Annotated in this window: 18 protein-coding genes; 4 read left to right on the top strand and 14 right to left on the bottom strand. The window is 71.7% G+C overall.

All coding sequences use genetic code 11. From position 1 onward, the window contains the following. Positions 1-9 precede the first annotated feature (9 nt). From mqnP to ACN28A_RS11945, 4 genes are all read right to left on the bottom strand, one after another. The gene (gene mqnP / locus ACN28A_RS11930) at positions 10-912 is read right to left on the bottom strand and encodes a menaquinone biosynthesis prenyltransferase MqnP (protein ID WP_421395019.1); all 903 of its coding nucleotides are present in this window, start codon (positions 910-912) and stop codon (positions 10-12) included. Beyond that, on the bottom strand, positions 909-2372 hold the full coding sequence (locus ACN28A_RS11935; RefSeq protein WP_421395021.1) for a menaquinone biosynthesis decarboxylase: 1464 nt from the start codon (positions 2370-2372) through the stop codon (positions 909-911). Before ACN28A_RS11935 ends, mqnP begins: the two co-directional genes overlap by 4 nt. 127 nt (positions 2373-2499) lie before the next feature. Beyond that, positions 2500-2904, bottom strand: a complete 405-nt coding sequence (locus ACN28A_RS11940) for a hypothetical protein (RefSeq protein ID WP_421395023.1) — start codon at positions 2902-2904, stop codon at positions 2500-2502. A 120-nt stretch (positions 2905-3024) separates the two neighbouring features. Beyond that, on the bottom strand, positions 3025-3654 hold the full coding sequence (locus tag ACN28A_RS11945) for a LysE family translocator (protein WP_421395024.1): 630 nt from the start codon (positions 3652-3654) through the stop codon (positions 3025-3027). Positions 3655-3846: 192 nt separating this feature from the next. Here ACN28A_RS11945 and ACN28A_RS11950 point away from each other — a divergent pair, with 192 nt between their 5' ends. The 3 genes from ACN28A_RS11950 (at position 3847) to ACN28A_RS11960 (ending at position 6425) form a co-directional block, all read left to right on the top strand. After that, positions 3847-4578, top strand: a complete 732-nt coding sequence (locus tag ACN28A_RS11950; RefSeq protein WP_421395026.1) for a DUF998 domain-containing protein — start codon at positions 3847-3849, stop codon at positions 4576-4578. 70 nt (positions 4579-4648) lie between these two features. Then, positions 4649-5023 (top strand): YciI family protein, encoded by a 375-nt coding sequence (locus ACN28A_RS11955; protein WP_421395028.1) that lies wholly within the window; start codon positions 4649-4651, stop codon positions 5021-5023. 124 nt (positions 5024-5147) lie between these two features. After that, positions 5148-6425, top strand: coding sequence for an RNA polymerase sigma factor (locus tag ACN28A_RS11960; protein ID WP_421395030.1), 1278 nt, complete (start codon positions 5148-5150; stop codon positions 6423-6425). 39 nt (positions 6426-6464) lie between these two features. Here ACN28A_RS11960 and ACN28A_RS11965 read toward each other — a convergent pair whose 3' ends face one another. From ACN28A_RS11965 to ACN28A_RS12000, 8 genes are all read right to left on the bottom strand, one after another. Beyond that, complete coding sequence (locus ACN28A_RS11965) at positions 6465-6881, bottom strand: hypothetical protein (protein WP_421395031.1); 417 nt, start codon at positions 6879-6881, stop codon at positions 6465-6467. A gap of 33 nt (positions 6882-6914) precedes the next feature. Then, positions 6915-7925 (bottom strand): c-type cytochrome biogenesis protein CcsB, encoded by a 1011-nt coding sequence (ccsB, locus tag ACN28A_RS11970; protein ID WP_421395033.1) that lies wholly within the window; start codon positions 7923-7925, stop codon positions 6915-6917. Further along, complete coding sequence (locus ACN28A_RS11975) at positions 7925-9676, bottom strand: cytochrome c biogenesis protein ResB (protein WP_421395034.1); 1752 nt, start codon at positions 9674-9676, stop codon at positions 7925-7927. The genes ccsB and ACN28A_RS11975 overlap by 1 nt, the downstream gene beginning before the upstream one ends. Then, positions 9676-10662 carry a cytochrome c biogenesis CcdA family protein gene (locus ACN28A_RS11980; RefSeq protein ID WP_421395037.1) on the bottom strand — a complete coding sequence of 329 codons (987 nt, stop codon included), beginning with the start codon at positions 10660-10662 and terminating at the stop codon, positions 9676-9678. Before ACN28A_RS11980 ends, ACN28A_RS11975 begins: the two co-directional genes overlap by 1 nt. Before the next feature lie 72 nt (positions 10663-10734). Beyond that, positions 10735-11454, bottom strand: a complete 720-nt coding sequence (locus ACN28A_RS11985) for a TlpA family protein disulfide reductase (RefSeq protein WP_421395039.1) — start codon at positions 11452-11454, stop codon at positions 10735-10737. Then, positions 11454-12104: a histidine phosphatase family protein gene (locus ACN28A_RS11990; RefSeq protein WP_278064844.1), complete on the bottom strand. Its 651-nt coding sequence runs from the start codon at positions 12102-12104 to the stop codon at positions 11454-11456. Before ACN28A_RS11990 ends, ACN28A_RS11985 begins: the two co-directional genes overlap by 1 nt. Before the next feature lie 4 nt (positions 12105-12108). Continuing rightward, positions 12109-13446 (bottom strand): glutamate-1-semialdehyde 2,1-aminomutase, encoded by a 1338-nt coding sequence (gene hemL / locus ACN28A_RS11995; RefSeq protein ID WP_421395042.1) that lies wholly within the window; start codon positions 13444-13446, stop codon positions 12109-12111. Positions 13447-13493: 47 nt separating this feature from the next. Further along, positions 13494-13634: a hypothetical protein gene (locus ACN28A_RS12000; protein ID WP_421395043.1), complete on the bottom strand. Its 141-nt coding sequence runs from the start codon at positions 13632-13634 to the stop codon at positions 13494-13496. A gap of 39 nt (positions 13635-13673) precedes the next feature. Here ACN28A_RS12000 and ACN28A_RS12005 point away from each other — a divergent pair, with 39 nt between their 5' ends. Beyond that, positions 13674-14009, top strand: a complete 336-nt coding sequence (locus ACN28A_RS12005) for an STAS domain-containing protein (RefSeq protein ID WP_278064846.1) — start codon at positions 13674-13676, stop codon at positions 14007-14009. A gap of 288 nt (positions 14010-14297) precedes the next feature. Here the strand turns inward: ACN28A_RS12005 and ACN28A_RS12010 are convergent, their stop codons facing one another. Together ACN28A_RS12010 and ACN28A_RS12015 are read right to left on the bottom strand one after the other, a co-directional pair. Further along, the gene (locus tag ACN28A_RS12010) at positions 14298-14852 is read right to left on the bottom strand and encodes a response regulator (RefSeq protein WP_421395045.1); all 555 of its coding nucleotides are present in this window, start codon (positions 14850-14852) and stop codon (positions 14298-14300) included. 46 nt (positions 14853-14898) lie between these two features. Continuing rightward, on the bottom strand, positions 14899-19269 hold the full coding sequence (locus ACN28A_RS12015) for a HAMP domain-containing protein (RefSeq protein WP_421395047.1): 4371 nt from the start codon (positions 19267-19269) through the stop codon (positions 14899-14901). Positions 19270-19527 lie beyond the last annotated feature (258 nt).

Consider the following 19527-nt stretch of genomic DNA (forward strand, 5'->3'; position numbering starts at 1 on the left):
CTGCCGGCCTCAGGCCGAGAGGTGCAGCCGGACCACCAGGTCGAGCAGGGCGAAGACGAAGAGGGCGATCCCGACGAAGCCGTTGGCGGTGAAGAAGGCCCGGTTGACCCGGGACAGGTCGGTCGGGGTGACCACCACGTGCTGGTAGCCGAAGGCGACGGCGGTCAGCGCCAGTCCGACCCACCAGAGCCAGCCCAGCCCGACCAGTTCGCCGTACCAGAGGAAGAGGCCGAAGGTGATCACGTGGGCCACGGTCGAGGCGTGCAGGGCGAACCGGCGGCCGTAGCGGGCCGGGACGCTGCGTACCCCGATCTCGCGGTCCACCTCGGTGTCCTGGCAGGCGTAGATCAGGTCGAAGCCGCCGATCCAGAGCCCGACCGCCGCGCCGAGCAGCCAGGCCGGGCCGGAGCCGGCGAACGTGCCGGTCACCGCCAGCCAGGCGCCGACCGGGCCGACCGCCTGGGCGATCGCCAGGATCGCGTGCGGCCAGTCGGTGAACCGCTTGCCGTAGGGGTAGACGACCAGCGGGATCGCGGCGAGCGGAGCCAACGCCAGGCAGAGCGGGTTGAGCGCCGCCGCGGCGCCGAGGAAGACCACAAGCGCGACGACCGCGCCGGTCCAGGCCGTCCGGACGCTCACCGCTCCGGTCACCAGTTCCCGCCCGGCGGTACGCGGATTGCGCGCGTCGATGTGCCGGTCGATGATCCGGTTCGCCGCCATGGCGAACGTCCGCGCCCCGACCATGGCGATGGTGATCAGCAGCAGGTCGAGCCAGCGCACCTGCCCGCCGTGCCGCTGCATCGCGGTCAGCGCCGACAGGTAGGCGAACGGCAGCGCGAAGACCGAGTGTTCGATCGCGACCAGCCGGAGGAACGACTTGACCCGCCCCGGCGACTCCGCCACGGTGGTCATGAGATGCCGTACTCCTTCCAGCGCTTGTCCACAAGGGACCGGATCTCCGGCGACATGGTCATCTCCTCCGGCCAGCCCCGGGTGTAGCCCTCGGACGGCAGCTTGCGGGTGGCGTCCACCCCGGCCTTGCCGCCCCAGAACTGCTGGTAAGACGAGTGGTCCAGGTGGTCCACCGGCCCCTCGGTGAGCAGCAGGTCGCGGGCGTAGTCGACGTTGCCGAAGGCCCGCCAGGCCACCTCGGCGTAGTCGTGCACGTCGCAGTCCTCGTCGACCACCACGATCAGCTTGGTCAGCGACATCAGGTGGGCGCCCCAGATCGCGTTCATCACCTTCTGGGCGTGCTTCGGATAGCGCTTCCGGATCGAGATGATCGCGCAGTTGTGGAAGACCCCGGCGGCCGGCAGGTCGTAGTCGACGATGTCCGGGATCAGCAGCTTGAGCAGCGGCTGGAAGATCCGCTCGGTGGCCTTGCCGAGCCCGTGGTCCTCCTGCGGCGGCTTGGAGGTGATGATCGAGTGGTAGACCGGCTCCCGCTGGGTGGTCATCGCCTCGACGTGCAGCACCGGGAAGGGCTCGACCGGGGTGTAGAAACCGGTGTGGTCGCCGAACGGGCCCTCCGGCAGCCGCTCACCCGGCTCGATGTAGCCCTCCAGGACGATCTGGGCGTGCGCCGGCACCTGGAGCGGCACGGTCAGGCAGTCGACCATCTCGACCCGCTCGCCGCGCAGGAACCCGGCGAAGAGGTATTCGTCGATGTCGCCGGGGAGCGGTGCCGAGGCGGCGTAGCTGACCACCGGATCGCAGCCGATCGCGATCGCCACCGGCAGCCGCTGGCCGAGGCGCTCGGCGACGGCGTGGTGCGCGGTGGAGTCCTTGTGGATCTGCCAGTGCATGCCGAGGGTGTTGTGGGAGTGCTGCTGCAACCGGTAGAGCCCGAGGTTGCGCTTGCCGGTCTCCGGGTGTTTGGTGTGGGTCAGCCCGTAGTTGTGGAAGATCCCGCCGTCGCCGGGCCAGACCTGGAGGCCGGGGAGCCGGTTCAGGTCGACGTCGGCACCCCGGTAGACCACCTGCTGGCAGGGGGCGGTCCGGACCTTCTTCGGGGGTACGGACTTGAGCTGCATCACCTTGCCGAGGCCCTCGCGGATGCCGGACCAGCCGACCGGCAACTCCGGCTTGACAAGTGCGCCGATCCGCTCGCCGATCTCGTCCAGCCGGTCGACGCCGAGCGCCATCGCCATCCGCCGCTCGGTGCCGAAGAGGTTGATCGCGACCGGCATCTCGCCCCGGGTCGGGCGCTCGAAGAGCAGGGCCGGCCCGTCGGCCCGGACGGTACGGGTGACCACCTCGCTGATCTCCAGCGTCGGGTCGACCGGCACCGGGACCCGGCGCAACTCGCCGGCGCCCTCCAGCGCGGTGAGGAACTCCCGGAGGTCTGTGTACGGGAAGCCACGAGCCGCCATGGTCGCTAGTCTGTCGCACCGCCGGTCGGACCGGCACGGCCGGGTCCCCCGCCGTGACCCGGCTCCCGCCGATCCGTCCCGGCGTCGGCGCCGCGCGGAAACGACCCGCAGCCCGCCGGCGGGTGCGTCAGAGCAGGCCGAAACCGAGCAGCAGGGTGCCTGCGGTGAGGCTGAGCCCGCCGAGGCCGACCAGCCAGATCAACCTGTTGGGCCGGGTGTCCGAGGGGCGTACGACAGAGAGGAAGAAGCCGAGCGGCATCAGGATCGGCGCCGCGACCAGCAGGGTACGGACCAGCGTCCGCGTCCCGTCGCCGTAGTCGACCCGGTCCAGGTAGAGCAGGGCGACGAGCGCGAAGAGCACGAGTACCCCGGCGTGGGCGTGCCCGGCGGTCCAGAGCGCCCGCCGGACGGGGTTGTCCAGATAGCCGGGTATCCGCCGGACCAGGTGCATGAGTAGGGACAACCCGCCGAACGCGATCGTCGAGACGGTGATCAGCAGGATCGCGGCGGTGGTCTGGGTGGCGGACGACATCTCTTCTCCCGGACGAGCGACGAAAACTTGTCGACGTCAAGATTGCGTCATGACGAGGTATCTTGTCAACAGCAAGACTTCTCCCCCGACCCGACGGCCGGCGCAGCGATGTCTGACCGGTCAGGCCCGCTCGGTGGCGAGCCGGACGCTGAAGCCGAGCATCGCGACCCCGGTGCCGGCGTCCATCGACCGGCGTACCCGGCGCCGGGAGAGCAGCCGGCGGGCCCGGTGCAACAGCCCGACAAGCGTCAGCAGGTAGAGCAACGAGAGCACCGCGTGACTGAGCGCGAAGGCCAGCAGTACGGCCAGCGGGGCGCGGTGCCCGACGAACTGCGGGAGCACCGCCAGATAGAAGGCGAGCACCTTCGGGTTGGTGATGTTGGACAGGAAACCCTGCCGCCAGCCGGCGAGAGCCTGTCCGGGCGGATGGGCCCCGTCCCCGCCGATCGGGGCGTACCGGCCGAGCCAGGCCGAGCGCAGTGCCTGGATGCCGAGGAAGGCGAGGTAGCCGACGCCCAGCCACTTGATCGTCTGGAACAGCGGCTGGGAGCGCACGATCACCGCCCCCAGCCCGGCCGCCGCCGCGCTGCCCTGCAGGGCGTTCGAGCAGGCGACCCCGGCGGCACTCCACCAGCCCCGCCCTCGACCGGCGGCCAGGGTGTTCCGGGTGACCACCGCGAAGTCCGGACCGGGCACCACGATCAGCACCACCGCGAAGACCAGGAAGCTGCCGTACGTCGCCCAGGACATGAGCCCAGCCTACGACCGCCGCTGCCCCGTGCCCCCGGGAAGAACCGGTCCAGGCCGGAGCCTGCCGACCGGGCCACGCCAACCGTCGAAAAAACCAGCTCGGGTTGTCGGATTCGGCGTCACCCGTTCGAGGCACAGGTGACGCCCGCTCCGGGGGCGGACCGGACCGGAAGACAGTGAAGGAGAACGACGATGACGACGACGACGGACCAGCCCGGCACCGCCTTCCCGGCGGCTGTCCGGCAGGCCGGGCAACGGGGCCACCCCTCGACGGGCACCACGCGGATCCTGTTGGCGATCGGTGTGGCCGCCGGGCCGAGCTACGTCCTGGTGTCGCTGACCCAGGCACTCACCCGGGACGGGTTCGACCTGACCCGGCACGCCTGGAGCCTGCTGGCCAACGGCGGGCTCGGCTGGATCCAGATCACCAATCTGGTACTGACCGGACTGATGGTCTGCGCACTCGCGGCCGGCCTGCGCCGCAGCCTGGCCCCGGGTACCGGGGCGAGGTGGACGCCCCGGCTGGTCGCGACGTACGGGGTCAGCATGGTCGCGGCCGGGGCGTTCCGGGCCGATCCGGCCCTGGGTTTTCCGATCGGCACCCCGGAGACCGGCACGGCGGTAACGTGGCACGGCACCCTGCACTTCGTGGCCGGGGCCGTCGGATTCACCTGCCTGATCGTGACCTGCCTGATCCTCGGCCGACGGTTCGCGGCCGAGGGACGGCGGGGCTGGGCGACCTTCTCCCGGCTGACCGGCGTGCTGTTCCTGGCCGGTTTCGTGGCGATGGCATCCAGCGGCGGAGCCGTCTGGTCCAACCTCGCCTTCACCGGAGCGATCGTGCTGGCCTGGGGCTGGATCTCGGCGATCGCCGCCCACCTGCGCCGCCGCGCCACCGGAGCCACCTCCGTCACCGCCGGCTGAGCCGGACCGCGGCGGCACGGCACCTCGACCCGACGACCATTCGCACGACAACCAACCGAAGGGAAGAAAGATGCGTTACCTGGCACTGTTGCGGGCCACCCGGGCCACCACTCCGCCGCCACCCGGCCTGATGGAGGCGATCATGCAACTTGGCGAGGAGGCAACCGCCGCCGGCGCCCTGCTCGACCAGGGCGGTCTCGCCCCGAGCACCGAGGGTGCCCGGCTACAGGTCGCCACCGGCAAACTCAGCATGACCGACGGACCGTTCACCGAGGCGAAGGAGACGCTGAGCTACGCGGTGTACGAGGTGCGAACGAAGGAGGAGGCCGTCGAATGGGTCTCCCGGTTCCTCGACCTGCACCGTGAGATGTGGCCGGGCTGGGAGGGCGAGACCGAGGTGCTCCGCGTCTTCGGTCCGGAGGACTTCACCCCGCCGCCTGCCTGACCGTACGCCCCGGAAGATCCAGGTCAGTTCGGATCCTGCCGGCCTGTCGTCGTTGCGGCGACGACAGGCCGGCAAGGTCTACAAGCTGGGACGCGCGGTGGCGCGGCGTGGTTGGATCGGGGGGATGGGCTTGGCGGAGCAGCGAAAGGCCAGCCGAGAGGCTGTCGAGGCGGTGTGGCGGATCGAGTCCGCCCGGATCGTCGCCGGACTCGCCCGGCTGGTCCAGGACGTCGGGCTCGCCGAGGAACTCGCCCAGGACGCGCTGGTCCTCGCGCTGGAGCAGTGGCCCCGCTCCGGCGTACCGGCGAATCCGGGTGGCTGGCTGATGTCCACCGCCCGGCACCGGGCGGTCGACCTGCTCCGACGGCGCACCGTCTACCAGCGCAAGCTGCGGGAACTGGGGCGGGAGGTGGAGAGTCGGCCGGACCCGACCGAGGCGGAGCTGGCCGCCGCACTGGATTATGAACGGATCGACGACGACCTGCTCCGGTTGATCTTCACCGCCTGCCATCCGGTGCTGCCCACCGAGGGGCGGGTGGCGTTGACGTTGCGGCTGCTCGGCGGGCTGCGTACCGACGAGATCGCCCGGGCGTTCCTGGTGCCGGAACCGACCGTCGGGCGGCGGATCACCCGGGCGAAACGTACCCTCGCCGCGAAGCGCGTACCGTTCGAACTGCCGCCCCGGGCCGAACTGGCCGACCGGCTCGGCTCGGTGCTGGAGGTGGTCTACCTCGTCTTCAACGAGGGCTACTCGGCGACCGCCGGAGACGACTGGACCCGGCCGGCGCTCTGCGCGGAGGCGCTCCGGCTCGGCCGGATCCTGGCCGGACTGATGCCGGAGCAGGCCGAGGTGCACGGCCTGCTCGCACTGCTGGAGTTGCAGGCGTCCCGGATCCCGGCCCGGACCGGCCCGGACGGCGAACCGATCCTGCTGCCCGACCAGGACCGCAGACGCTGGGACCGGCTGCTGGTCCGGCGCGGCCTCGCCGCCCTGGACCGGGCCGAGTCACTGGGCATCGGCCCGTACACGATCCAGGCCGCGATCGCGGCCTGCCACGCGCGGGCCCGGACCGCCGCCGAGACCGACTGGGTACGCATCGCCGCGCTCTACCGGGTACTCGTGCACGTCTCGCCGTCGCCGGTCGTCGAACTGAACCGGGCGGTCGCGGTGGGGCACGCCAGCGGCCCGGCCGACGGTCTGTCCATCGTCGACACCTTACTGGCCGAACCGGCGCTGGCCGGCTATCCGCAGCTTCCCGCCGTCCGGGGTGACCTGCTGGCCCGGCTGGGCCGGCACGACGAGGCCCGGCGCGAGTTCACCCGGGCCGCCGAACTGACCCGCAACGCGCGGGAACGGGCTCTGTTCCTCGACCGGGCCGCCGAAAGCGCGCCGTCGACGTGACCGGCACGGCCGGCGGTCACTCCCCGGTGTAGAGCCGGATCAGATCGACCAGTACGACGTCCGGCCGCCTGGCCGCCGTCGCCGCCAGCCGGTCGGTGAATCCTCGGCGCTGGCAAGTAGCAACCGGACGTCGCCGGTGTCGTAGCCGGACCGGCCCCGGACAACCTCCCGAATGCGGTGCAGCCGATCGAGATCCGACTCGCCGACCCGTCGACCCCATTTCACCTCGCCGACGGCGAGAAGCGGGCGCGAACCATCGCCGAGTGGAGGCGCACCGAGCGCGACGAGGTCGGGTTCGTGGCTCGTCCGGGTCGCGGGGTCGCCGAGTACGGCCGAGTTGACCTCGGCGACCGGCCCGCCGAGCGTCTCCGGTGCGGCGAACCGGAGCGCCCACTCCCGGACCAGTTCCTCGAACCGGGATCCCAGCACGACCGCGTGCGCACGCCCCCCGATCATTCAGCCTCAACTTATATAAATCAAAGCTAAATATCAGTCGAGACCGCCGTACGAGTGCAGGCCCTCGAAGAAGATGTTCACGCCGTACAGGTTCATCTGCATGGTCAGGAAGCCGAGTACGGCGATCCAGGTCGCCACCGGACGCTTCACGCTCGGCGTGGCGCGGGCGTGCAGGTAGCCGGCGTAGACGACCCAGGAGATGAACGCCCAGATCTCCTTCGGGTCCCAGCCCCAGTACCGCCCCCAGGCCGCCTCGGCCCAGACCGCGCCGGCCATCACCGCGAAGGTGAAGATCGGGAAGGCGAACGCGTGCAGCCGGAAGGTCAGCCGCTCCAGCGTGTCGGCGGCCGGCACCCGCGCCCCCAGGCTGTACGGGAAACTCCGCCTGCCCCTGTCGTAGCCGTGCCGGATCAGGTACATCACCGCGGGTACCGCACCGAGCAGCAGGATGCCGGAGGAGGCCGCGATCGTCGCCACGTGCACCACGAACCAGTACGAGTCGAGCGCCGGCACCAGCGGCACGATCGGCACGTAGAGCACCAGCCCGGCGACGGCCAGCAGCAGCACCATGGCCAGCGCGACGAAGAGCCCGAGGTGCCGCAGGGTGGGGCGCCGGTGGAGCAGCACCAGCCAGCCGACCACCCCGACGAAGGTGACCGAGAGCAGGTACTCGTACATGTTGCCCCAGGGCATCCGCTCGGCGGCGATCCCCCGGGTGGCCAGCACGGCGAGGTGGACGGCGGCGGCCAGCACGGTGAATGCGACGGCGGCCCGGCCGGCGAGTACCGCCCGGGGCGACCGCGCGCCGGCAGCGTCCGGGACCGGCGTTCCGGCGGCCGGCGGCGGCGAGGCAACCTTTACCGGACCGGACCCGCCGGCCGCACCGAGCCCGGCGCCGACCAGCTCCCGGGCCCGGTCCGGGCGTGCCGCCGCCCGGCCGATCACACTCCGGCTGCCGAAGGCGTACTCGACCGCGTGGCAGATCATCGCCAGCAGGTAGCCCAGGATCGCGACCACCAGCAGTTGGTCGGAGAGCGCAGCCATCAGTCGGTCCCCTCTTCCGTCACCCCGTCGGGCCGGGTCCGCCCGTCAGGTCGGGTCTCCCCGGTCCGGACCGCGGCGACGAGCCGGTCGAACTCGTCGGCGAACCCGGCGTACTCGGTACGCGGCAGGCCACCGACCCGCACCAAACTACTACGCCCCGTCGTGGTCACGCCGGCCGGGGAACCGTCCGCCGATCCGGGGGAACCGTCGGCGGCCGGTGCCGGGGTGATCCGGAACCAGACCCGGCGGCGCCGGCCGAAGAGCGACGGCATCAGCCCGGCCAGCAGCAGTACCGAGCTGACCAGCACGATCCGCTCGCCCGGGTCGGACCGGACCGAGATGGTGACGTACTGGCGGGTGCCGAGGAACTCCACCGCGGTACCGTCGTCGAGCGTCCACTTCTCACCCGGGCGCAGCAGCTTGGCGTCGCCGACCTGCTGAAGTCGGCCGCTGCTCACCTGGCGCTGGTCGAGCCGGTAGACCGAACCCGGCACCCCGGCGTCCAGCCCGAGGTTGCCCCGGTAGGCGAAGAGCATCACCGCCGGGGACCGCTCCGCCGGGTACGTCGAGCGGACGAACGGCGGCGCGTCCGGCGCGGTCGGGAAGTACAGCCCCTCGAAGGCGACCTGGAGGTCGGGGTTGCGGGCCCCGGTCGCCGGGTCGAGGTTGACGTCCGGGAACGCCGCCACACCCTCGCTGGTCAGGTTGCCGTCGATGGTCAGGAACGCGTCGTCGCTCTCCTGCGTCTCGCCGTTGCGGTCGGTGTACCGCAGGATCGGCGCGTAGCCGTGCCCGAGCAGGTAGACGCTGGCCCCGTCCAGCCGCAGCGGGTCGTTCACCGAAAAACCCGCCCGGTACGGCGCCCGGTCGCCCTCCTTCACCACCGTCGTCGCCCGGAACGACGACGGCTGCCCGCTGGGCAGGAAGGTCGCCGTGAAGTCGGCCAGTTCGAGGCAGAACGGCGGCAGGTCGGCCCCGTCCACCCGGTGCCCGAGCTTCGACTCGCTGTACTGCTGGAGGGTGTTGCAGAACGCGTTGTCCGGGCCGGCGACAAGCAACCGGTTGCCGTGCCAGCCGTACCAGGAGCCGAGGCCGATGCCGAACAGCACCCCGATCAGCGAGAGGTGGAACAGCAGGTTGCCGGTCTCCTTGAGATAGCCCTTCTCCGCCGAGACGGTGTCGCCGCGCACCACCACCCGCCAGCGCCGGGCCCGTAGCACCGCCGCGATCCGGGCCGGGTCGGCGCCGGAGTCGGAGTCGGTGAACACGGCGTGCCTGGTCAGCCGGTCCAGCCGCTTCGGTGCGGGCGGCGGTGCGGCGCGCAGCGCGCGTACGTGGTCGCGCAGCCGGGGCACGATGCAGCCGACCAGGGAGGTGAACAGCAGCACGTAGATCGCCGAGAACCACGGCGAGGCGTACACGTCGAAGCCGCCGAGCCGGTCCAGCACCGGGAAGAGGTCGGGATGCTCGACGGCGTACCTGTTGACGTTCTCGATGTTGATGTTGCGCTGCGGAAGTATCGAGCCGGGGATAGCGGCCAGGGCCAGCAGGAAGAGCAGGATCAGCGCCGTACGCATGCTGGTGAGCTGCCGCCACGAGTTGCGCAGCAGGGCCAGTGGCGACGGAACCCGGCGTACCTCCCGCGGTGGCTCGTCCCCGGACGGGTCGGTGGCCGCCGACGGCTCGGCCTCGACCACCCCGGCCGGCGCGGCGGCCGCCCCGGGCGGGGTGTTCCGGTCCCTCGCCGACATCAGATGCTCACCTCGCCGACCCCGAAGGTGGTCTGCAACCAGATGACCAGGTCCTGCCAGCCGCCGGTGACCAGCGCCAGCCCGATCGCGATCAGCAGCGCGCCGCCGACCCGGGTGACCCACCGGCTGTTCCGGCGCACCGCCCGGAACAGCCCGAGCAGTCGCGAGAAGCCGAGTCCGAAGACCACGAACGGCAACCCCAGGCCCAGGCAGTACGCGACGGCCAGCAGCGCGGCCCGGTCGGCCTGGCCGCTGGCGGTGCCCATCCCGACCACCGCGCCCAGGGTCGGGCCGACGCACGGAATCCAGGAAAGCGCGAAGACCGCGCCGAAGACCGGGGCGCCGAGCAGGCCGGCGGCGGGCAGCCGGCGGATCCGGAACTCCCGCTGCGTCCCGGGTACCAGCCCGAGGTAGGCCAGCCCCAACACCACGATCACGACGCCGATGCCGATCTCCAGCGGTCGCCGCTGCGCGAACAGCGCCTGCCCGACCGCGGTCACCAGCACCGCGGTCAGGGTGAACACGGCGGTGAAGCCTGCGATGAAGAGCAGCGTGCCGGCCAGCACCCGCCCGCGTACCGCCCGGGGCGCCCGGACCGCCCGCGCGGCCACCGCCACCCCGCCGCCGGCCGGCGCCACATCCGTTCCGCCACTGCCCGGCACTCCGCCCGGCACTCCGCCCGGCACTCCGCCCGGCACTCCGCCTGAGCCGCCGCCCGGTGCGGCCGAGCCGCCCGGTGCGGCCGAGCCGCCCGGTGCGGCCGAGCCGCCGGCTGGGCCGCCGCCCGGTCCGCCGGGGGCGCGGTCGGTGCCGGCGGCGCGCCGCTCCAGGTCGCTGCCGGCCAACCCGGTCACGTACGACAGATAGCCCGGCACCAGCGGCAGCACGCACGGGGACAGGAAGCTCACCAACCCGGCGAGTACGGCCGCACCGACCGCCAGCAGCACCGGCCCGCTCTCGGCCAGCTCGGCGAAACCCCCACCCATCAGCACCGACCGCCTGTCGACCCCGCTCGGCCGCCCATCAGCGTCGGCCCGCCGTCGGCACCGGCCCGGCCATCAGTTCGGCCCGCCCGACGACTGCTCGTCCGCCACCCGGCTGACTATCGGCTCCAACCGCTCCCGGGTGACCCCGGCCCGGATCACCACCGCGATCCGGTTCTCCCGATCGAGCACGATTGTCGCCGGGATCGAGTTCGGCGGAATGTCGAAGGCCAGCGCCAACTGGCTCGGCGGGTCGAAGAGGCTCGGATAGCTCACCTTGTAGGCCGCCTCGAACGCCTTCGCCTTGTCCCGCCCGTCCTGGATGTTGATGCCGACGAACCGTACGCCCCGGTCCCTAATCGCCTGGTAGGTCGCCTCCAGGTCGTCGGCCTCGGCCCGGCAGGGCGCGCACCAGGAACCCCAGAAGTTGACCACGACCACCTGACCGCGCTCCCGCGCCAGGTCGTACGCCTCGCCGTCCAGCAGCTCACCGGCGATCCGCGGGGCCGCCGGGCGATGCTCCGGCGCGCACTCGACGATCCCGTCCGACGTCGCGCAGTCGTCCTTCCAGTCGGTCCCGCTCCCGCCACCGCCACCCGAGCAGCCGGCCAGGGCCAGCGTCGCGGCGACGGCGAGCAGCACCCCGAAACCCGCGACCCGCCCGGCGCCCCGAGACCGGCCCGCGCGTCGACGCGCCACCCCGGCGGGTACGCGGGCTTTCCCGGCGGGTACGCGGGCTTTCCCGGCGGGTACGCCGGGGCCGCGCTCCACCCGACCGGCGCGGGGGCGGTTCATCATGCCCCCTTGGCCGTCCGGGCGGTCGGCGACATGGCGACCAGGTGCGCGGCCGGCTCGGTGTAGCCGATTCCGACGATCTTGGCGCCGTCGAAGTGGAAAGAGGTCAGGCTGGCCAGCCCGCACTGCCGCCTGCGCGGGTCGTGCCAGAGCCGCTTGCGTTCGACGTACCGGCGCAGGGTCCAGATCGGAAGCTGGTGCGAGACGCAGACCGCCTCCCGCCCCTCGGCGGCGATCCGGGCCGCGTGCAGCGCCGCGAACATCCGCTCCGCGATCAGCGTGTACGCCTCACCCCAGGACGGGGTGACCGGATCCCGCAGTACCCACCAGTTGCGCGGGTCCCGGAACGAGCCGTCGCCGGGCGAGACCCGCTTCCCCTCGAACCAGTTGGCGCTCTCGATCAGCCGCTCGTCCACCCCGACCGGCAGCCCGAACTGCGCCGCGATCGGGTCAGCCGTCTGCTGGGCCCGCTCCAGCGGACTCGCCACCACGTGCGTGACGTTCCGCTCCGCGAGCGCCTGGGCGGCGGCCTTCGCCATCTGCACGCCCAACTCGGAGAGGCGGTAGCCGGGCAGCCGGCCGTAGAGGATCTTCTCCGGGTTGTACACCTCGCCGTGCCGGAGCACGTGCACGACAGTTGTGCTGCCCATCCCGCTACCCCCCGTTACCGGCCGCCGCCGCAGCCTTCGCCGCGACCGGCAACACCGCCGCGACCTGCTCCAGCGCGGCGTCGTCCAGCGCTGTCGACACGAACCACGACTCGAACGAGCTGGGCGGCAGGTAGACGCCGCCGGCCAGCATCGCGTGGAAGAACGCCCGGAACGCCGCGACGTCCTGGATGCGCGCGCTGTCGTAGTCGTACACTTCCGCGTCGGTGAAGAAGACCGAGAACATGTTCCCGGCGTACGAGAGCCGGTGCGGCACGCCGGCGGCGGCCAGCGCGTCACCGGCCAGTTTGCCCACTGTGGCGGCCGTCGCGTCCAGCCGCTGGTAGGTCGAGGCGTCGGCCAGCCGCAGCGAGGCCAGCCCGGCCGCCGTGGCCAGCGGGTTACCGGAGAGCGTGCCCGCCTGGTAGACCGGTCCGGCCGGGGCGAGTCGCCCCATCACCTCGGCCCGCCCGCCGAACGCGGCGGCCGGCAGCCCGCCGCCCATCACCTTGCCGAAGGTGTACAGGTCGGCGTCGGCCGGATCGAGCCCGGCCCAGCCGCCCGCCGAGACCCGGAACCCGGTCATCACCTCGTCCATGATCAGCAGTGCGCCGTGCGCGTGCGCGATCCGGGCCAGCGCCTGGTTGAACCCGTCCCGGGGCGCCACCACACCCATGTTGCCCGGGGCCGCCTCGGTGATGACCGCCGCGATCTCCGACCCCTGTGCCGCGAAGACCGCCTCCACCGCGCCCACGTCGTTGTACGGCAGCACCACCGTCTCGCCGGCCGCCGCACCGGTCACTCCCGGCGAGTCGGGCAGCGCGAGCGTGGCCACCCCGGACCCCGCCGAGGCGAGCAGCGCGTCGACGTGCCCGTGGTAGCAGCCGGCGAACTTGACGATCCGGCTCCGGCCGGTGAACCCGCGGGCCAGCCGGATCGCCGACATCGTCGCCTCGGTCCCCGAGTTGACCAGCCGAACCTGCTCGACCGGGGTACGCGCGACGATCTCGGCGGCCAGCTCGACCTCGGCACCGGTCGGGGCGCCGAAGCTGGTCCCGCCGGCGGCCGCGGCCTGCACCGCCGCCACCACCTCCGGATGGGCGTGCCCGTGGATCAGTGGCCCCCACGAGCAGACCAGGTCGACATAGCGTCGCCCGTCCACGTCGACCAGCCACGCGCCCTCGCCACGGGCCATGAACCGGGGTGTGCCGCCGACGGCCAGGAACGCGCGCACGGGAGAATTCACCCCGCCCGGCACCAGGGCGCGGGCGCGGTCGAACAGGGCCTGGGAAGCCGGTGCCGCGGCCGGATAGCGACCGGGGCCGGCGGGGTACGTCTCACTCACGGTGTCGCCATTGTGTCAGCGCTGCCTGGACGCCCGGCATCCACCCCTCACCCCGTCGCCCACGTCACGTCCCGGACCCCGCACCCGGCCGGACCCTCCCGGGCCGCCACCACTCCCGGGCCGCCACCACTCCCGGGCCGCCACCACTCCCGGGCCGCCACCACCACACCGGCGGGGCGCACAGCCATCAACAGGCCGGTTCGGTCAGGTCGCGATAGGCTGATCGGGTGAACCGGGCGGACCTGACCATCGCCGTGCAGCGCGGCAGCGACGAGGTGACCCTCCTCCTCGCCGGTGAGATCGACATGCTCACCGCCACCAGGTTGTCCAGCGCCGTCAACGAGATACTCGCCGACGCGCCGTCCCGAATCGTCCTGGATCTGTCGGACGTCACCTTCTGCGACTCGCAGGGGCTCGGCACGCTTGTCGTGCTCAGCCGCAAGGCGAGCCACTCGCAGAGCCTGCTGATGCTGACCAACGTCGGCGACTTCCTGCTCCGGGTGCTGGACATCACCGGCCTGCGCTCCGCCCTGATGATCCGCAACGAACAAGCCACCGGCTGACCCCGGCCACCCGCCCGACGACGGAGAGTATCGGCAACCGACTGCCCCCGGCGGCCTGCCCCAGCCCGGCGGGCCGGGCACGCACCGCGCCCACCGCCACCTGGCCCGGCCCACGCGGGCCGGACACGCACCCACCGCCACCACGTCAGGGGTTGGGGCCGGATCGCCCGCGTCGGGATCAAGCCTGACCGCCCAGAGCGGGCGATCCGGCCCCAACCCCCACCACGACGGCGCGCAGACAGACCAGCACCGCACCCGGAAGGTCAGGCCACCGCGCACCCCGGAAGGTCAGGCCGCCGCCCCCCACCGAGCCTGCTCCAACACCCGCACCGCCCGCTCCCGCCCCGCCGGATCGTCCGACCGCAGCAGCGCCACCGCGTCGTCCACCGCCTCGGTCATCCCCCGCCACTGGTTGTCCCGCTCCCGGACCAGCTCGGACTGCGCGGCGAGCTGCCTGGTCTTCACCCACAACTCGACGAAGACCGACACCTTCGCCCGCAGCACCCACGGATCGAACGGCTTGGTCAGGTAGTCGACCGCACCCACCGCGTAACCCCGCAACGCGAGCTGGGCGTCCCGGTCGGCGGCGGTGAGGAAGATGATCGGTACGTGCCGGGTACGCTCCCGCCGCTTGATGTGACTGGCGGTCTCGAAGCCGTCCATCTCGGGCATCTGCGCGTCCAGCAGGATGACCGCGAAGTCCTCGACCAGGAGTTGCTTCAGCGCCGCCTCGCCGCTCTCCACCGCGATCGACTGCACCGGCAACCCCTGGAGGATCGCCTCGAGGGCCATCAGGTTCTCCCGCCGGTCGTCGACCAGCAGCGCTTTGGCCAGCTCACTCACCGGCTCGTCCCCCGTCCCCCGGATCGTCCGCGTACCAGCCGCGCGCTCACCCTTCGACCTCCCGTCCGTCTCCGCTGACCCAGGAGGCCATCAGTTCGATCAACTCGTCCAGGTCCACCGGCTTGGTGATGTAGTCGCTCGCACCCGCGCCGAGCGCCGACTCGCGGTCGCCGGGCATCGCCTTGGCGGTCAGGAACACCACCGGCAGGTCGGTGAAGCGGTGGTTGCGGCGGATCGCCCGGGTCGTCTCGTAGCCGTCCTGGTCCGGCATCATCGCGTCCATCAGCACGATGTCGACCTCCGGATGCTCGGCGAGCAGGCGTACCCCGTCCACTCCGTTGTCCGAGTAGAGCACGGTCATGCCGTGCAGCTCCAACGCGCTGGTCAGGGCGAAGACGTTGCGTACGTCGTCGTCGATGATCAGGACGGTGGCGCCGTCGAGCTGCCGGGCAGCCGGGGTGATCGGCCGGTCCGGCTCGGTCGGGGTACGCAGCATCGCCGGCAGGCCGCCCCTGGGCGTCTGCATCGGCGGTACCGGCACCGGGGCGACCACCGCGTCCGGGGCGAGGACGTCGGGCACGAAGAGGGTGAAGGTCGAGCCCTGCCCCGGCGCCGACGAGACGGTGATGGTGCCGCCGATCAGTCTGGCCAGGTCGCGGCTGATCGACAGGCCGAGGCCGGTGCCGCCGTACCGCCGGCTGGTGGTGCCGTCGGCCTGCTGGAACGCCTCGAAGATCAGCCCGAGTTTGTCGTCGGAGATGCCGATGCCGGTGTCGATGACGGTGAACGCCACCACCTGACGCGCGGTCGCCAGCGCCGGTACGTCGAAGAACGCCCCCTCCGGTGCCGGCCCGATCCGCAGCGTCACCGCCCCGTTGTCGGTGAACTTGACCGCGTTGGAGAGCAGGTTGCGGAGGATCTGCTGCAACCGCTGGGCGTCGGTGACCAGGGTCGGCGGCAGCTCCTTGGAGATGCGTACCTGGAAGTCGAGGCCCTGCTCCTCGGCCTGCGGCGCGAACGCCTGCTCGACGTAGCCGCGGATCTCGGAGAACCGCACCTCGGTCGGCTCGACGTCCATCCGGCCCGCCTCGATCTTGGACAGGTCGAGGATGTCGTCGATCAGCGAGAGCAGGTCGGAGCCGGCACTGTGGATGGTGCGGGCAAACTCGATCTGCTTCTCGGTCAGGTTGCTCTCCGAGTTGTCGGCCAGCAGCCGGGCCAGCAGCAGCAGCGAGTTGAGCGGGGTACGCAGCTCGTGGCTCATGTTGGCCAGGAACTCCGACTTGTACGCCGACGCCCGGGCCAGCTGCTGCGCCTTGTCCTCCAGCCCGATCCGGGCCAGCTCGATCTCCCGGTTCTTCGTCTCGATGTTGCCCTTCTGCTCGGAGAGCAACTGCGCCTTGTCCTCCAGCTCGGCGTTCGTGCGCTGGAGTTCGGCGGACTGTTCCTGGAGTTCGTGGGCGAGCCGCTGGGACTGCGAGAGCAGTTCCTCGGTACGCCGGTTGGCCTGGATGGTGTTCACCGCGATGCCGATGGTCAGCACCAGCCGTTCCAGGAACGCCAGGTGCAGCTCGGAGAAGGGCGAGACGGTGGCGAACTCGATGACGCCGAGGAGTTCCCCCTCGAAGAGCACCGGCAGCACCACCAGGTCGGCCGGGGGCGTGGCGGCGAGTCCGGAACGGACGGTGAGGCTGCCGTTCGGCGGTGCGCCGACCCGGATCGTCCGGCGCGACACCGCCGCCTGCCCGACCAGGCCCTCGCCGGGGCCGAACGTGACGTCGTGGTGCCGGGCGACGTAGCCGTACGAGGCGGTGAGCCGCAGCCGCATCACCGCCTCGTCGGTGTCGGCCAGGAAGAACGCGCCGAGCTGCGCGTCGACGAGCGGGGTCACCTCGGTCATGATCATGCGGCAGACCTCGCCGAGATCCCGCTGCCCCTGGAGCAGGCCGCCGATCCGGGCCAGGTTGGAGTCCAGCCAGCCCTGCTCGGCGTTCTTCTTGGTGGTTTCGCGGAGCGTGACGATCATCTGGTTGATGTTGTCCTTCAGCTCGGCGACCTCGCCCTGCGCCTGCACGGTGATCCGCTGGGTCAGGTCGCCGGTGGTCACCGCCGTGGAGACCTGGGCGATCGCCCGGAGCTGGGTGGTGAGCGTGGAGGCGAGCTGGTTGACGTTCTCGGTGATGTCCCGCCAGGTGCCGGAGACCCCGCGCACCTGGGCCTGACCGCCGAGCTTGCCCTCGACGCCGACCTCCCGGCCGACCCGGGTCAGCTCCTGGGCGAACGAGGAGAGCTGGTCCACCATCGTGTTGACGGTGTCCTTCAGCTCCAGGATCTCGCCCTGCGCGTCGACGGTGATCTTCTGGCTCAGGTCACCCCGGGCCACCGCGGTGGTCACCGAGGCGATGTTGCGGACCTGCGAGGTGAGGTTGGAGCCCATCGAGTTGACGTTGTCGGTCAGGTCCCGCCAGGTGCCGGAAACGCCCTTCACCTGGGCCTGGCCGCCGAGCTTGCCCTCGGTGCCGACCTCCCGGGCCACCCGGGTCACCTCGTCGGCGAACGACGACAGCTGGTCGACCATGGTGTTCACGGTCTGCTTGAGTTCCAGGATCTCGCCCTGCGCGTCGACGGTGATCTTCTGGCTCAGGTCACCCCGGGCGACCGCCGTCGAGACCTGGGCGATGTTGCGGACCTGGGCGGTCAGGTTCGAGGCCATCGAGTTGACGTTGTCGGTCAGGTCCCGCCAGGTGCCGGCGACGCCGCGCACCTGGGCCTGGCCGCCGAGCTTGCCCTCGGTGCCCACCTCCCGGGCCACCCGGGTCACCTCGTCGGCGAACGACGACAGCTGGTCCACCATCGTGTTCACCGTCGACTTGAGTTCCAGGATCTCGCCCCGGGCGTCGACGGTGATCTTCTGCGACAGGTCACCCTTTGCCACCGCCGTGGTCACCGAGGCGATGTTCCGGACCTGCGCGGTCAGGTTCGAGGCCATCGAGTTCACGTTGTCGGTCAGGTCCCGCCAGGTGCCGGAGACCCCCTTCACCTCGGCCTGACCGCCGAGCTTGCCCTCGGTGCCCACCTCCCGGGCCACCCGGGTCACCTCGTCGGCGAACGACGACAGCTGGTCCACCATCGTGTTCACCGTCGACTTCAACTCCAGGATCTCGCCCTGCGCGTCGACGGTGATCTTCTGCGACAGGTCGCCCTTGGCGACCGCGGTGGAGACCTGGGAGATGTTCCGGACCTGCGAGGTGAGGTTGCCGGCGAGCTGGTTGACGTTCTCGGTGAGCGCCCGCCAGGTGCCGGAGACCCCGCGCACCTGGGCCTGGCCGCCGAGCTTGCCCTCGATGCCGACCTCCCGGGCCACCCGGGTCACCTCGTCGGCGAACGACGACAGCTGGTCCACCATCGTGTTGACGGTGTCCTTCAACTCCAGGATCTCGCCCTGGGCGGCCACCGTGATCTTCTGGCTCAGGTCGCCCCGGGCCACCGCCGTCGACACCTGGGCGATGTTCCGCACCTGGGCGGTCAGGTTGGACGCCATCGAGTTGACGCTGTCGGTCAGGTCCTTCCAGGTGCCGGCGACGTTCGGCACCTCGGCCTGGCCGCCGAGCTTGCCCTCGGTGCCGACCTCCCGGGCCACCCGGGTCACCTGCTCGGCGAAGAGCCGCAGCGTGTCGGTCAGCCCGTTGATGGTGTGCGCCAGCTCGGCGACCTCGCCCTTGGCGGATACGGTGATCTTCTGCGACAGGTCGCCCCGGGCCATCGCCGTGGTCACCTGGGAGATCGACCGCACCTGGTAGGTCAGGTTCGACGCCATGGTGTTCACCGAGTCGGTGAGGTCCTTCCAGGTGCCGGCGACGCCGCGTACGTCGGCCTGGCCGCCCAGCTCACCCTCGGTGCCCACCTCCCGGGCCACCCGGGTCACCTCGTTGGAGAAGGACGACAGCTGGTCGACCATGGTGTTCACGGTGCGGCCGATCCGCAGGTACTCGCCGCGCAGCGGCCGGCCGTCCATCTCCAGCGCCATGTGCTGCGAGAGGTCGCCGTCGGCCACCGCCACGATCACCCGGGCGATCTCGGTGGTCGGCCGGCCCAGGTCGTCGATCAGCGAGTTGATCGCCCGCTGCCCCTCGGCCCAGGCGCCGTCCAGCCCCTCCTCGTCCAACCGCTCGGTGAGCCGGCCGTCCCGTCCGACGATCCGGCTGATCCGGCGCAGGTCGAGGTGCTGCCGCTCCTGGAGGGAGACCACCTCGTTGAAGGCGTCGGCCACCTCGCCCGCGACACCGGCGCGGCGCGGCAGCCGTGCCTTCAGGTCGCCGCGGCGGACCCGCCGCAGCGCGTCGGCGAGTTCGCTGAGCAGCACCGCTTCCTCGGCGGCGGACCGCTCCTCGGCAGAGAACTGTTTCGCCGTGGTCATCGTGCCTCGCTCAGGTTTCGAAGGAGGTGGGCCGGTCCGGCCGGCCCGCGCCGCCAGGTGGTCGGCGTATCCGCTCCGCCGTGCCCGCGCGAACCCGCGCCGGTCACGGCCACACACATCATTGTGCCTTTCGTCCGCCCGGTGCCACCCTCGGCCGCACACCGGAGGCACCGGCAACCGACGGGACCGGCGCGACCGGAAAGCGGGCAGAACGGTCAAGTGGGGCAGCGTCCAGCCTAGCGCGCCCCGCACCGGCCG

Origin of the sequence: Plantactinospora sp. WMMB782, from assembly GCF_049179135.1 — a bacterium.
GTDB lineage: Bacteria > Actinomycetota > Actinomycetes > Mycobacteriales > Micromonosporaceae > Plantactinospora.